Below are 13,065 nucleotides of genomic sequence, written 5' to 3' on the forward strand. Positions count from 1 at the left end.
GATTTCATGCATTTCTTTATTCGTAATTCTGCTGTTAACTTTCATAGGAGTATGACGTTTCAATTAAACTGCGATGAATGATCCGTTATTGGGCAATTAATGGATTAACTTTAATGAGATAATAAATGTGAAACGTTGATGCCGAGTGATACCCGAAATGAAAGGCGCAACGAGAACCCTGTCTCGCTGCGGCTCGATCCTACGGGGAGGTAGCAGGTTAGCAGACGGCGGCTTTGACGAGTTCCACCACCAGCGGCGAAAGCTCGCCACGCAGCGCGGCGCGTTCCGACTGGAACAGCGTAGCGACGTAAAAACGGTGAGCCGGCAGTTCGATGGCGCGCACGTCGCCTTCGGTGTCGTGGCCGCTGATGATCAGCGGGAAACGTTGCAGATCAACGACGAACTCCGGATTGACGCCGAAGTTGCAGTGGTAGCCTTCATGGGTGTTCAGGCTGCCGTAGGCCCGTGCGGCGCGGGTGTCAGGCTGAAAAACGATGTCGCCGGTTTTTTCCACCAGCGAGCAGCTAAGCGGCGCGATCACCAGCCGGCCACCGCTGTCGGTTTCCGCATGACCGGCGTCGTGCCAGCCCATCACGTTACGCGCGTACTCGACGATCGCGTATTGAAAACCGCCGCAGGAGCCGAGGAACGGCACGTCGTTTTCCCGCGCATGACGGATCGCCATAAAGGCGCCGTCGTCGTGACGATATGGGCTGCCCGGCACCACCCAGATGGCGTCGAAATCGTGCAGGACGTCGGGGGAGGTCAGGGTGTCGGTCGGTAGCCACTGGGGCTGCACGTCGATATCGAGGTGGGCGGCGGTGAGCTGGAGCGCCACGGGGATGGCCTGATGGGCCACGGCTTGCGGGGTGTAATCACCGACCAGAGCAATGCGGACTTGAGCTTTCATCATTTCCTTTCCTGTGCGGGTAAAAAAGGAGATTACAGGAAAGCGGGATCGTGAGCCGCAGATTTTTTAAACGCTGCGCACAAAAAAGCCCGGCGTTGGCCGGGCTGCAAAAAGGGGGATCAGTACAGCGACGGTGCGCCGACCGGTCGGGTTTTGAAGCGGCGGTGCAGCCACAGATATTGCTCCGGCGCCCGCATGATCTCTTTCTCGATCACTTTGTTCATGTAAGCCGCCGCCGCCTGTTCGTCGCTGAGCGGATAGTCTTCCAGGGCCGGCTGGATCAGCAGATCGTAGCCGCGGCCGCCTTCACGGCGGATCAGCACCACCGGCACCAGCGCCGGGTTGGCCATGCGCGCCAGCATGAAGGTGCCGCTGGTGGTGGCGGCCTGATCGACGGCGAACAGCGGGGCGAATACGCTGCCGCGTGGACCGTAGTCCTGATCCGGCGCGAACCATACCGCTTCACCGCGCTTGAGCGCGTGCACCATGCCGCGCAGATCCTTGCGATCGATCATCGCCTTGTTGGAACGCATGCGGCCCTTGGTCTGCGCCCACTCCATCGCCTTGTTGTTGTGCGGGCGGTACATCGCCATCATCGGCTGGCACAGGCCCATGGCCCGGCCGCCCAACTCCAGCGACATAAAGTGCACGCCGATTACCAGTACGCCGCGATTGTCACGCTGCGCCATTTTGAGGTGGTTGATGCCGGAGACGTTGAACCAGCGCTTGACGCGCTTATCCGACCAGAACCAGGCCATGCCGGTTTCCAACAGGCCCATGCCGAGCGATTCGAAATTGCCCACCACCTTGCGTTCGCGCTGCGCGTCGCCCATCTCGGGGAAGCACAGCTCGAGATTGCGACGGGTGATGGTGACGCGGCGCTTGAGAAAACGCATCGAAGTGCGCCCCATCCACACCCCCAGACGGTAGAGCCACGGGTAGGGGAGCTGGACCAGCAGGAACAGCAGGGCGAGGCCAAACCAGGTCAGCCAGTAGCGTGGGTGCAGCAAGGAAAGTTGAAATCTCTTTTGGCGTTTCATAGCAGCTCGTTTATGCGTTAGGGGGTAGCAACCTGTAGCGCATAAAGGATCCACTCGATAGCGATACAACCACTCAGACACCCGGGGACGGCCAGGGTTTAGTCAGATTCCATAATTGACTAAATCTTTACATTCGAAGGGCGGTTTGCGCTGCTATCAGGCTTCGGAGGGATAGCTGTTGGCCAGCGGAGGCGGCTCTAGGAACGTGTATGTTAACACAGGGTACGGGGTGTGGCGGAAGAGGGGCATGCGAATATTCTCATTCACATGCCCTGGATTAAAGATCGGCGGCGGTTTACAGGCTGGGAATGATAATAGCGGCGAAAATTGCGGCGATCGCCAGCCATTTCAGCAGGTAGTAACCGCGGCGGTTGCGTGCTTTCAGGCGCTGACCGGCATCGCGCACCGCGTTGACGTATTTGAAGATGCGGTTGATGCCGCCGGTGCGGTCCTGGTCGTCGTTCGGCGAGCTGGCCGCCGACATCAGCGTTGAACCGACCCAGTGGTTGACCGCCTGCGCCCAGCGCCACTTCATCGGCCGCTCGACGTCGCAAAACAGAATGATACGCGTCTGGTCGGTGGCGTTCTGTGCCCAGTGCACGTAGGTTTCGTCGAAGATCACCGCCTCGCCGTCGCGCCAGCTGTGCTGCTCGCCGTCCACTTCGATAAAGCAGCGATCGTCGTTGGGCGTCATCAGCCCCAGGTGATAGCGCACCGAGCCGGCGTAAGGATCGCGGTGTTTACCCAAATGGCTGCCGGGCGGCAGCTCGGCGAACATCGCCGCCTTGACCGATGGGATACGGTTGAGCAGCTCGACGGTTTTCGGGCACAGCGTCTGTGCCGAAGGGTGGCTGTCGCTGTACCATTTCAGATAGAAACGTTTCCAGCCGCGTTTGAAGAAGGTGTTGAACCCGGCGTCGTTGTGCGACTGCGCCTTTTTGATGTGATCCTGCAGGCGCACCGCTTCCTCGCGGATCACCTGCCAGTTGTCGGTCAGCGTTTGCAGTTCCGGAAAGCCTTTTTCGTCGAAATAGGGCTGTTTGGCGGGCAAACGCGAGAAACCGGTCATAAACATGTTAATCGGCCCCATAAACGTGGAGTGATCGAACAGCTGACGGGTAAGCTTTTGTTTCTCTTTGCCGCGGGAGTGTGCGTAGAGGAAGCTGATGATAAAAATGCCGATAATGATCGCGGCAACCATAGAATCCATCCCTGTTGGTGCTTGTTAAAAATTCGTACAAATTATAGTTTTGTGACAGGAAAAATTTAACTTTTTCGTGCGCTTTCCCTGCGTGTGCTGCTTGTTGGCATAAAAAATCAATAAAATGATTTGTAATAAAATTTTATATCGATTTTTTTGGTTTTAGTCCTATTCTTAAAGCGTTCAAGGGGCGTTTCATGCCATCTTGTTTCATGACGAATGGCACGTATCTGAGAAAAGAGGGACTTATGAAAAAATCAATCATTGCCTTGTCTGCACTGCTGCTCGCTTCCCCGGTGTTCGCCGCTGAGACCGCGACCGACACCGCCGCTCACGCCAGCAACGAGGTCGTTGCCGAAGCGCACAAAGGGGCGGATACCGCCAAAGAAAAGCTGCACCAGTCTCAGGACAAGGGTGAAGAGCTGAAGCTGAAAGCCAAGCACGCCGCCGAAGGCAAGAGCGACAGCGTCGGCAGCAAAGTGAGCGAGGGCTCGCAAAAGGCCTGGCACTCCACCAAACAGGGTACGGAGAAGGCTTGGGATAAGACCAAGCAAGGGGCGGAAAGCCTCAAGAACAAAGCGACCGAATAAGGTCTCCGCTTTACCCCAAGGGCCGCGCTGCGGCCTTTTTTATTGCCTGCAAAACGGGCATGCCCCAAAAGAAAAAGGCGCCGCCTCTTGCAAGGTTGCGCCTTTTCAACACGTTAACTGACTAGTATCAGTTCATGCCGTATTTTTTCAGCTTCTTGCGCAGCGTGCCGCGGTTGATGCCCATCATCAGGGCTGCGCGGGTCTGGTTGCCACGGGTGTATTGCATCACCATGTCCAACAGTGGCTGTTCAACTTCAGCCAGTACCAGCTCATACAGGTCATTTACGTCTTGACCGTTCAGTTGAGCAAAATAGTTCTTCAGTGCTTGTTTAACCGAGTCACGCAGAGGCTTTTGAGTCACCTGATCTTGTGAGTTAACGGTAGAAACGGTCAGTACGTCAGAATTTACGCGTTGTTCGAACATAGTTCTGTCAGCTCTTTTTTTACGCTAAGATTTTCGAAATATGCCTCCAACGCCTCCAGCTGTTCGCTGGCATCCTCTATGGCGTTGAATGTGCGCCGAAACTGGTCATTCGGAGCGTGTTCCTGGAGATACCAGGACACGTGCTTACGAGCAATCCGGAATCCCTTGCCTTGGCCATAGAAGCCGTGCAATTCCCGAATGTGCCCAATCAACAAGCGCTTCACCTCGCCAAGCGGCAGCGGCGGCAGCTGCTCCCCAGTGTCCAGATAATGCTGGATTTCCCGGAAGATCCAGGGTCTCCCCTGAGCAGCGCGGCCTATCATCAGGGCGTCGGCCCCGGTGTAGTCGAGCACTGCTCTGGCTTTATGCGGGTCAGTAATATCCCCATTCGCGATAATCGGAATGGAAACACTCTGCTTAACTGCCCGAATGCTGTCGTATTCCGCGTCGCCGTTAAACAGACAGGCGCGGGTTCGGCCGTGAATCGTCAGGGCCTGAATACCACAGTCTTCGGCCAGTTGGGCAATCTCTACACAGTTACGATGCTCTGGTGCCCAGCCGGTGCGAATCTTCAGCGTTACCGGCACATCCACCGCGTCAACCACCGCGTGGAGGATCCGTTTTACCAGATCCGGGTACTGCAACAAGGCGGACCCGGCAAGCTTCCGGTTCACTTTTTTGGCAGGGCATCCCATATTGATGTCGATGATCTGCGCGCCGCTGGCCACGTTGATACGCGCGGCGGCGGCCATATCATCAGGATCGCATCCGGCAATCTGCACGGAGCGGATCCCTGGTTCATCGCTATGCACCATACGCAGACGCGACTTATCCGTCCGCCACACCTCCGGGTTGGAGGAGAGCATTTCGGATACAGCCATCCCAGCACCCATTGCATGACAGAGGGTTCTGAACGGGCGATCTGTAATACCGGCCATCGGGGCCGCAATCAGGCAATTAGTAAGCTGGTGGTGTCCAATGCGCATAGACAAAGAGTGACCATACTGTGTCCGCAAGGGCGCGTATATTACGCATTTTTGCGTCGAGATGAAAGGCCAAACTTTAACCAATTGGCCCGATATTAGGACGAAAAATGCGCTACGCGGTGATTCATGAAAATATTATATATATTTTACAATAAGTTGACGAAAAGTGCTTATTTTGTGTGCGGCAAAATATTCGCCTTTGCGCAGAATATTATCTGCATTCACCCGCGTTTTTTGCCGAGATAGCCTGTCTGGAAGGTGCATTGTCAGGGCGATCCGTCGTTGAGCGGCGAAAAATTGCATAAAATTTTGTCTCGCCCGCAGGCCGATCGCCAGGCAAAAAAAATCCACCGGCGCAGGGCCGGTGGATGAGGGGGCAATAGACCGTGACGCTTACTTGCGGCGGCCGGTGATGCGACACCACTCTTCACGCTCGGCGACCGGGTCGAGCGTGAACTTCTCTTCGTAGGCTTGCGCAACGCTGCTGGCCTGGCTGGCCAGCACGCCGGACAGCCCCAGATGACCACCGGCCTTCGGCAGGCAGCCGATCAGCGGCGCCAGCTCGCGCAGCGGGCCGGCGAGGATGTTGGCGACCACCACGTCAGCCAGCAGGTCTGCCGGCTGGTCTTTCGGCAGATACAGCTCCAGACGCTCTGAAACGCCGTTACGCTGCGCGTTGTCGCGGCTGGCCTGAATGGCCTGGGGATCGATGTCGATGCCGATAGCGCGCGCAGCACCCAGCTTCAGGGCGGCGATTGCCAGGATGCCGGAACCGCAACCGAAGTCGATAACGGTTTTGCCGGCCAGATCGAGGCCGTCCAGCCACTGCAGGCACAGCGCCGTGGTCGGGTGGGTGCCGGTGCCGAACGCCAGGCCCGGATCGAGCATCACGTTGACCGCGTCGGGATCCGGCACGTCACGCCAGCTCGGGCAGATCCACAAGCGCTCGCCGAAGCGCATCGGGTGGAAGTTGTCCATCCACTCGCGCTCCCAGTCCTTGTCTTCCAGCTGTTCTATCTTGTGGCGGAAACCGGCGCCCAGCAGCGGGTGCTGTTCCAGCATCGCCACCACCTCGGCCATATCGGTTTCCGCGTCGTACAGGCCGATCACGTCGGTATCGCCCCACAGCAGGGTTTCACCCGGCAAGGGTTCGAACACCGGGTTGTCGTGGGTGTCCTGGAAGGTCACCGACACGGCGCCGCTTTCCACCAGCGCGTCGCTCAGGTCTTCCGCCTGGCTGCCGGTGGTGTTCAGTTTGAGTTGGATCCAAGGCATAGCAATTCTCTTCAAGAGGGTAATGATGACGCCGCCTGGCGCTTTTCGCCGACGACGTTACCGAGATAAAACGCCAACAGGCTGAGCAACAGCGAAGGCACGATAGGGTGCAGCCCCGCCGGCTGCAGGTTGAAGCTGGCCAATAGCGTATAGCATACCGCACCCGACACCATTGAGCTAAGCGCTCCCTGAGCATTGGCGCGTTCCCAATACAGGCCCAGCACCAACGGCCACAGGAACACCGCCTCCAGCCCGCCGAAAGCCAGCAGGTTGAGCCAGATGATCATCTCCGGCGGTCGCCAGGCCGCCAGCAGCACCAGCAGGCCAAGGATCAGCGTGGTTAGGCTGGAGAAGCGCTTGATCAACCGCTCGTTGTGGATCTGCTGCGGCCGCACGCCCAGGTAGAGATCCTTGATGATGGTGGCGGAGGATTGCAGCAGCTGGGCGTTGATGGTCGACATGATCGCCGCCATCGGCGCCGCCAAAAAGATCCCGGCGGCGTACGGCGGCAGCACGGTGATCATCAGCGTCGGGATCACCTGATCGGGGATCTTGAGATCCGGCAGCACCGCGCGGCCGAGCGCGCCGGCCAGGTGCATGCCGAACATCAGCACCGCCACCACCACGGTGCCGAGCAGAATACCTCGATGCACCGCCTTGCTGTCCTTGTAGGAGATGCAGCGCACGGCGGTGTGCGGCAGGCCGATCACCCCGAAGCACACCAGGATCCAGAATGACGCCATAAACGGCAGGCTGAGGATCTGATCGCCGCCCTGCGGCGACACCAGCGCCGGATCGATCTGCTGCAGTTTGCTCACTGCGCTGTCCAGTCCGCCGGCGGCATGGATCACTGCCACCAGCAGCAGCACGGTGCCGAGCAGCATCACCAGCCCCTGCATGGCGTCGTTCAGCACGCTGGCGCGGAAGCCGCCGAAGGCGGTGTACAGCGCGATGCTGATGCCGAAGATCAACAGGCCGGTGTCATAAGGAATGCCGGCGGCGGTCTCCAGCAGGCGGGCGCCGCCGATAAACTGCACCGTCATGGCGCCGAGGAACGCCACCAGCAGGCTGAGGCTGGCCAGCCACACCAGCAGGCGGCTTTGGTAGCGGCCATACAGCATGTCATTGAGAGTAATGGCGTTGTAGCGCCGCGCCAGGATGGCGAATTTCTTGCCCAGCACGCCGAGCGACAGCCACACCGCCGGCAGTTGGATCATCGCCAGCAGCACCCAGCCCAGGCCGTATTTGTAGGCGGCGCCCGGCCCGCCGATAAACGAACTGGCGCTGATGTAGGTGGCGGTCAGGGTCATCGCCAGCACAAAGCCGCCCATCGAGCGGTTGCCGAGGAAATATTCGCTGAGGAAGTTTCCGTTCTGGCGGCGTCGATAGGCGTACACCGACAGGCCGAACACCAGCAACAGGTAGGCGACCAGCGGCAGGATCACTTCAGTTTGCATCGCGGTCCTCCAGCGAAATGTCGCGGAACACTGTGCGCACCATCAGCCAGCACAGGCCGATGAACAGCAGCGGCACCAGCAGGCAGGCCATTTCGAACCAGTGCGGCAGGCCGGTGACGCCGATGGCGCTGTCCGGCAAGTAGGCCGCCAGCCCCCAGGCCAGCAGGTAGAGCAGCGTCAGCCCCAGCGCCCAGCGCGCTTCGCGGTGCGCCTGAATAAAGCGTTTGTCCATCAGTGTCCCCCATAGGTTTACGATGATGGCTTGTGACAAGAACAGATGAAGGAACAGGATTGTACGGAATGTGCGGCGTTTGGCTAATAAATTATTCACCTTTCCGGTGAACGCAACGGAGCGATGGAAAGAAAAGAGGGGGTAAATATATAAATTTTTGCCGGTTTATTTCGATGAGAAAATAATTAAAGCGAATAGGAAAGAAATGGTCTTTATATTGGTTGGCGCAACCGGAATCGAACCAGGTGACCTCTGTGAAGTATGACACAGCGCTCTACCACTGAGCTACACGCCTGCAATAAACAAATTTATAACATCTCCTAATCATTCATGTAAATAGATTTCTTTTATTTTTTAGCATTAAATAAATCGTTCGATTAAATAATGACCCGCATATCCTTCGCTAGTTATTTACTGTGATTAATATCACGATAAAGCCGCCCCGTTAATACGTTTAAACAAGGGCGGCGTTAATTAGCGGGTTAACAATGTCACGCGGTTATCGTTCTTTTCTCAGATATTCTTTCCGAAATAGTATAAAGAACGATGACGCCGATGCATAAAAAGAACATCACGGCATACAGGGCGCCACCGCCACCTTGTTTTAACAGCAAACCGCCGACAAAAGGGGCGAGCGCCAGGCCAAATTCGTAAAACGTGGCGGCACCGAAGTAAGCCCCTTTTAGGTTAGCCGGCGCCATACGATCAATTTGTATATTGAGCGTAGGGAACAGGATGACTTCGCCGAGGCTGAGCAGGAACATGGCGACCAACCACAGCAGCCAGCTTTCACTGGAAACCAGCAGGAAGACAATTTGTGAAAGCGCGAGAAAGAACACGCCCAGGCTGGTTTTCAGTGCCAATGACATGCGGCGGGTAAAGCGCTCGGTGAAATACTGCAGCGTTATCACCGTGGCTGCATTGATGAATATCAGCACGCTGAGCAGGTATTCGGGGTTATACACCTGGCTGATCATGAGGTATTGCGGCAGCGTCACGTCGATCTGCCCGTAGACCAGCATCACCAAAATGTTGGCGACTACCAACACCTTGAACGCCTGATCGTTCCAGATAATCCGCAAAGAGCCAATGAACGAGAAGGTGGCGTTGCGCGTTTCTTTACCGTGCCCCGCTTTGAATACCGCGAGCACCAGCAGCAAATAGCAAAGGAACGACAATGCGGTGACGAAGAAGGTGGCCTTCTGCGCGGTCAGCCCGAGAGCGACACCCACTAATGGGCCTACGGCTGCGCCCACGTTCATCAGGAAGTAGCGGATGTTCAACGCGCGTTCTCGCTCTTGCCTGTCATGGAGAATATCGCCGATCACCGCTTTGCTGGCGGGTTCGATCAATGAGCGCGAAATGCCATTGAGTAAAATACCGACAAAATACCACGCCGGTGAGTTGGCCAACGCAAGTACGCTAAATGAAATAATAGCGGCAATTGCACCGAGAATAATCAACGTGCGACGGCCATATTTGTCTGATGCGCCACCGAAGAGATAGCCGAAAGAAATAGACACGATAAGTGATACGCTCATCATGACGCCGATTTCCACCGGAGTCATCGCGTAGTTATTTCTCATGAGAATGGTAATGAATGGCCAAATCATGAAAAAGCAGGCGCGCGTCAAAAACGTCCCGATAAAGATAACCCATATTTCTTTTGGGAAATAAGGGATGAATGTTGACCTCAAGGCGGTTTCTCCTTAAATGTTGCTCGTCGTCTGTTGAACCGAGTGTATTACACCTTTTCCAAACTTTCCTTTTCCCATCGGTTAGCCAGAGTGAGTAACGGCGTCACTCCGGCTTCTCTAATTCTCGCGATGAGATTTTTCCGCTGATCGAAGATAACCGGATGCGGGCTGATGCCTTGAATAATCGCGGCGACAGTCGCCGAGACTGGCGCGCTATGCGCCAGCGTTGGAATCGCCAGAACGTTCATGCAGTATTCGAACATGGAGTCGACGGAGTTCAATTTACCCAACATCAAGAACGTCATTTCATCTCCGACGAGGGTAGCGCCAAGGCTGTCGAATATCATTTTGACTTGCGCCACGGGCTTCTCTTTCAGATGGAAACTGAGCAGTGCGCGGAACTGGTCGCGATTCAGACGGCCCTGTTTCATCTCGTCATTCAGCATGGCGAGTGCGTGGCGTACATAATTTTCCTCTTCGTTGAACAGATCTGCCGAAGCGCAGCGGAAATGCTGTTTGAGGAAATACCAGTGAAAGACATATTTGCCGTCGAATTCGAGGCGAACAACGTTGGTGAAGTCTTCCAGATCGTGCCGTTCCGGGTGGAAGTCGCTGAGATCGCAACGAATATCGATGCCGGAAGAGGAGGCGATTCGGCGGCAAATGGTGGTGATATCAGCTTCGCCCAATAGCGCTTGCAGCATATGCTGCATGTTGTTGCCGCCGGCGGCCAACTCGCAATAGGCGTCTTTACCTGGCGTCAGGTATTTGATTCGGTTGTCGCGCGCATTGAGTGATGAGGCAATTTCAGCCCACTGGTTATGTACTTCCTGGCTTCTGATCGTTTCCAAACGAGGGTTTTTTTCATAGAACGCGATGACGCGCGGATCGACAGCCAGGCCGCTGCGTTTGAGTATTCCGGCGTCAAGCTGCGCGCTTGCTTGGTTTTTCACCAGGACATTGATGAAGTTGCGCAGCGAACTCTCCCCGCAATCTGAGAACGAGACGTCAGAATCCGGCGCGGGGCGGCAGGTTTTGGTGATGCACAGCGGCGGAAAATAGCGGCCGTACACTTCGCGATCGTAATAGTCATGGCAGCGATCGGGGAAGTGCGTCTCGCCCGTCGCCGTTTCGCCGAACAGCTCCCCGCTCAGTTCCCGCAGTTGCTGCATGTAGGCGGTCAATTTGCCGAAGTTACCCTTGCATTTCAGCCACAGCGCCGCGTTGAGCAAATGAAACACCTCTCTGTCGTGCTCGGCGGTGCGGCTGGCCGCGATCAGTAAACGACATAAATTGTGCAACTCGGCCAGCAAGCTGTCGCGATCGGCACAGTGGATACCGACGTAATCCTGCACACGTCGCGGCAGATAGCGGTGATACTTGTTGAAAGGCAGATGCAATGCAATGAAGTCAGCGCTGAATCCCTCGGTTTGCAGCCGTGCGACGGTGCTTTCGGTAAAATTTTCCGCCAGCATGCTGGCGCGCAAGGTGGCTTCATCTTTTTGCTGGCGGGCATGTTCGACGGCGGCCTGCGCGTTTTGCCAGGCGGGGAACAGGCCGGCTTGATGCACGGCTTCTTGCTGCGCCGCATTCAGGCGTGCTTCCAGCTCGGTGATTTCGGCATTGAGCGCCAGCAGCTGCGCCTCTTTATTCTCAGCAGCGCTCTTGCCCAGCGTTTTTTTGCCGGCTTTGAGCGCGGCGATCGCGGCTCGACATTGTTGGATCGGCGCCTGCTGTGCTTTAACGGCGTTTTCCGCCTGTTGCAGGATCTGATTCAGCGCTTTTTCTTGCGCTTTCAAATGGGCGCCGAGGGAGAGCGCTTCGCGTTCTGCGGCAGCGATCTGCGCTTTTGTGTCCTCGAACTGTTGCAGTACGCTGTCGCAAAGCCGGCGTATTTGCACAGAAAGCCGATGTTGCTGCTCAATGGCAGCGTGAAAGTCCGTTTCATCTCGTACATGCTGATATAACGAGGCGATATCATTGTCGGTGAAACGCGGGCTGCTCATGAAAGCCACCAGCCGTGCAAGGGTAGAGGGGGAAAACCAGGTGAACGGATTCTTCACCTCTTTGCTTACGTCAAACTCGACCAGGTCAGTACGGTAGAACAACGCGCGCGCCACCTGGCCGATCGGGTGTTCGGCGCCAAGAAAACGGTAATACTTTTCCGCGAGTTCGTTGTTGCACCACAGCACCCCGTACAGTGGCGAAAGAAAACGATACTCAGGGCGTAACGGCATGTAGAGATCGCGGAAAATCTGTCTGGTTTGATCGGTCGTCATCAGCTAAAACCTTGGATGATGTTTTTTAACTTGAGCGCCGCCTGGTGGATTTGTTGTTGCTCATCCTGATTGGGCATCAGCGACAGCGGCGTAAAGACGCCGTCGCGCAGAGCCAGCGGCCAGGACATGAACACGCCCAGTTCCGGCAGCCAGACCGAACCGCAGCAGGGGGTTTCGTCCCGTTGGATGATGCGCTCAAGCAAGATAAGAATGGAGGCGGCCGGGCCATATTTAGGAGGGCGCCGCATTTTGTGAAATATGTCCAACCCTTGATTGCGGGTATCGGTGACGATTTGCGCCAGCGCCTGCGCCGAAAGTAGCTGGTTCAGCGGTCCCTCGTCGGTTGTTACCTGGCTGAGCAAGGGCACCAACCCGGCGCCGTGCTCGCCGCAGACTGTCAGGCTACGCGCGTCGATGCGCTGCATGTCGATCCCGGAAATGCGGCAGATGCTTTTCAGCAGCCTGGCGGTGTTGTGCGCGGCGCCGATGCCTATCACCCGGCAGCGAGAGTCGAGCAGGATTTTATCGATGTAATAGCTGATGCTATCCACCGGATTGACCGCATTGATGATGTGACAGCCGGGAGCAATGAAGGGTTTGGCTCGGCTAAAAATGGCCTCGCTGAGCCGTACGTGATCGTCCAGCAACGCCTGGCGGTCATGCATCGGAAAGGTTGAAGGCACGCCATAGCAACAGAGGATCACGTCAGCCCCGTCGATGTAGCGGTAGTCATCCGTCACAACAATCTTGGGTAAAGACGTTCGGTTATGGCGTGAGAAGAGCGCTTCCGCCAGCAGGCCATCAAGAATATCTTCGCAAACGGCTGAATACTTTTCGGTATTTCGGCAGATGATCACGACTTCATTGACGCTGCCACGTCGCTCGGTCGTACTTAACAGCGCGTTTAGCGTCTCTTGCCCAATGCCGCCGAATCCCAATAAAACAATTTTCATGACCGCTCCTGATGACCTGCC

Annotated in this window: 12 protein-coding genes and 1 tRNA gene; 1 reads left to right on the forward strand and 12 read right to left on the reverse strand. The window is 56.4% G+C overall.

Going from position 1 to position 13,065, the window contains the following annotated elements:
• Window positions 1-217: 217 nt before the first annotated feature.
• The 3 genes from ACJ8QI_RS17425 to lpxO all read right to left on the reverse strand — a co-directional run bounded on the left by ACJ8QI_RS17425 (window position 218) and on the right by lpxO (window position 3,151).
• Window positions 218-913, reverse strand: coding sequence for a CTP synthase C-terminal region-related (seleno)protein (locus tag ACJ8QI_RS17425; protein WP_442532866.1), 696 nt, complete (start codon window positions 911-913; stop codon window positions 218-220).
• A 116-nt stretch (window positions 914-1,029) separates the two neighbouring features.
• Window positions 1,030-1,950 (reverse strand): kdo(2)-lipid IV(A) palmitoleoyltransferase, encoded by a 921-nt coding sequence (lpxP, locus tag ACJ8QI_RS17430; protein ID WP_442532867.1) that lies wholly within the window; start codon window positions 1,948-1,950, stop codon window positions 1,030-1,032.
• Window positions 1,951-2,245: 295 nt separating this feature from the next.
• Complete coding sequence (gene lpxO, locus ACJ8QI_RS17435) at window positions 2,246-3,151, reverse strand: lipid A hydroxylase LpxO (protein WP_442532868.1); 906 nt, start codon at window positions 3,149-3,151, stop codon at window positions 2,246-2,248.
• Between the two features lie 248 nt (window positions 3,152-3,399).
• On the opposite strand from lpxO, the gene ACJ8QI_RS17440 reads away from it, so the two are divergent.
• On the forward strand, window positions 3,400-3,741 hold the full coding sequence (locus ACJ8QI_RS17440) for a hypothetical protein (RefSeq protein ID WP_016930249.1): 342 nt from the start codon (window positions 3,400-3,402) through the stop codon (window positions 3,739-3,741).
• A gap of 127 nt (window positions 3,742-3,868) precedes the next feature.
• Here the strand turns inward: ACJ8QI_RS17440 and fis are convergent, their stop codons facing one another.
• The 9 genes from fis to ACJ8QI_RS17485 form a co-directional block, all read right to left on the reverse strand.
• Entirely contained in the window at window positions 3,869-4,165 is a 297-nt protein-coding gene (gene fis / locus ACJ8QI_RS17445) for a DNA-binding transcriptional regulator Fis (protein ID WP_000462905.1), read from the reverse strand.
• Window positions 4,147-5,151 (reverse strand): tRNA dihydrouridine synthase DusB, encoded by a 1,005-nt coding sequence (gene dusB, locus ACJ8QI_RS17450; protein WP_442532869.1) that lies wholly within the window; start codon window positions 5,149-5,151, stop codon window positions 4,147-4,149. The genes fis and dusB overlap by 19 nt, the downstream gene beginning before the upstream one ends.
• 393 nt (window positions 5,152-5,544) lie before the next feature.
• On the reverse strand, window positions 5,545-6,426 hold the full coding sequence (gene prmA, locus ACJ8QI_RS17455; protein ID WP_033636181.1) for a 50S ribosomal protein L11 methyltransferase: 882 nt from the start codon (window positions 6,424-6,426) through the stop codon (window positions 5,545-5,547).
• An 11-nt stretch (window positions 6,427-6,437) separates the two neighbouring features.
• Window positions 6,438-7,883, reverse strand: a complete 1,446-nt coding sequence (panF, locus tag ACJ8QI_RS17460; RefSeq protein WP_442532870.1) for a sodium/pantothenate symporter — start codon at window positions 7,881-7,883, stop codon at window positions 6,438-6,440.
• The gene (locus ACJ8QI_RS17465) at window positions 7,873-8,115 is read right to left on the reverse strand and encodes a YhdT family protein (protein ID WP_004936865.1); all 243 of its coding nucleotides are present in this window, start codon (window positions 8,113-8,115) and stop codon (window positions 7,873-7,875) included. Before ACJ8QI_RS17465 ends, panF begins: the two co-directional genes overlap by 11 nt.
• Before the next feature lie 218 nt (window positions 8,116-8,333).
• A tRNA-OTHER gene (locus ACJ8QI_RS17470) sits at window positions 8,334-8,410 on the reverse strand.
• A 196-nt stretch (window positions 8,411-8,606) separates the two neighbouring features.
• On the reverse strand, window positions 8,607-9,812 hold the full coding sequence (locus ACJ8QI_RS17475) for an MDR family MFS transporter (protein WP_004936868.1): 1,206 nt from the start codon (window positions 9,810-9,812) through the stop codon (window positions 8,607-8,609).
• Window positions 9,813-9,859: 47 nt separating this feature from the next.
• Window positions 9,860-12,091: a hypothetical protein gene (locus ACJ8QI_RS17480; RefSeq protein ID WP_442532871.1), complete on the reverse strand. Its 2,232-nt coding sequence runs from the start codon at window positions 12,089-12,091 to the stop codon at window positions 9,860-9,862.
• Window positions 12,091-13,044 (reverse strand): lactate/malate family dehydrogenase, encoded by a 954-nt coding sequence (locus ACJ8QI_RS17485; protein ID WP_004936876.1) that lies wholly within the window; start codon window positions 13,042-13,044, stop codon window positions 12,091-12,093. Before ACJ8QI_RS17485 ends, ACJ8QI_RS17480 begins: the two co-directional genes overlap by 1 nt.
• Window positions 13,045-13,065: the final 21 nt, after the last annotated feature.

Source organism: Serratia sp. CY84636 (assembly GCF_052166245.1).
Taxonomy (GTDB): domain Bacteria; phylum Pseudomonadota; class Gammaproteobacteria; order Enterobacterales; family Enterobacteriaceae; genus Serratia; species Serratia nevei.

What these genes read in the sequence shown, in the direction of transcription:
- ACJ8QI_RS17425 (WP_442532866.1), bottom strand. Translation starts at nt 913, where the DNA reads ATGATGAAAGCTCAAGTCCGCATTGCTCTGGTCGGTGATTACACCCCG.
- lpxP (WP_442532867.1), bottom strand. Translation starts at nt 1,950, where the DNA reads ATGAAACGCCAAAAGAGATTTCAACTTTCCTTGCTGCACCCACGCTAC.
- lpxO (WP_442532868.1), bottom strand. Translation starts at nt 3,151, where the DNA reads ATGGTTGCCGCGATCATTATCGGCATTTTTATCATCAGCTTCCTCTAC.
- ACJ8QI_RS17440 (WP_016930249.1), top strand. Translation starts at nt 3,400, where the DNA reads ATGAAAAAATCAATCATTGCCTTGTCTGCACTGCTGCTCGCTTCCCCG.
- fis (WP_000462905.1), bottom strand. Translation starts at nt 4,165, where the DNA reads ATGTTCGAACAACGCGTAAATTCTGACGTACTGACCGTTTCTACCGTT.
- dusB (WP_442532869.1), bottom strand. Translation starts at nt 5,151, where the DNA reads ATGCGCATTGGACACCACCAGCTTACTAATTGCCTGATTGCGGCCCCG.
- prmA (WP_033636181.1), bottom strand. Translation starts at nt 6,426, where the DNA reads ATGCCTTGGATCCAACTCAAACTGAACACCACCGGCAGCCAGGCGGAA.
- panF (WP_442532870.1), bottom strand. Translation starts at nt 7,883, where the DNA reads ATGCAAACTGAAGTGATCCTGCCGCTGGTCGCCTACCTGTTGCTGGTG.
- ACJ8QI_RS17465 (WP_004936865.1), bottom strand. Translation starts at nt 8,115, where the DNA reads ATGGACAAACGCTTTATTCAGGCGCACCGCGAAGCGCGCTGGGCGCTG.
- ACJ8QI_RS17480 (WP_442532871.1), bottom strand. Translation starts at nt 12,091, where the DNA reads ATGACGACCGATCAAACCAGACAGATTTTCCGCGATCTCTACATGCCG.
- ACJ8QI_RS17485 (WP_004936876.1), bottom strand. Translation starts at nt 13,044, where the DNA reads ATGAAAATTGTTTTATTGGGATTCGGCGGCATTGGGCAAGAGACGCTA.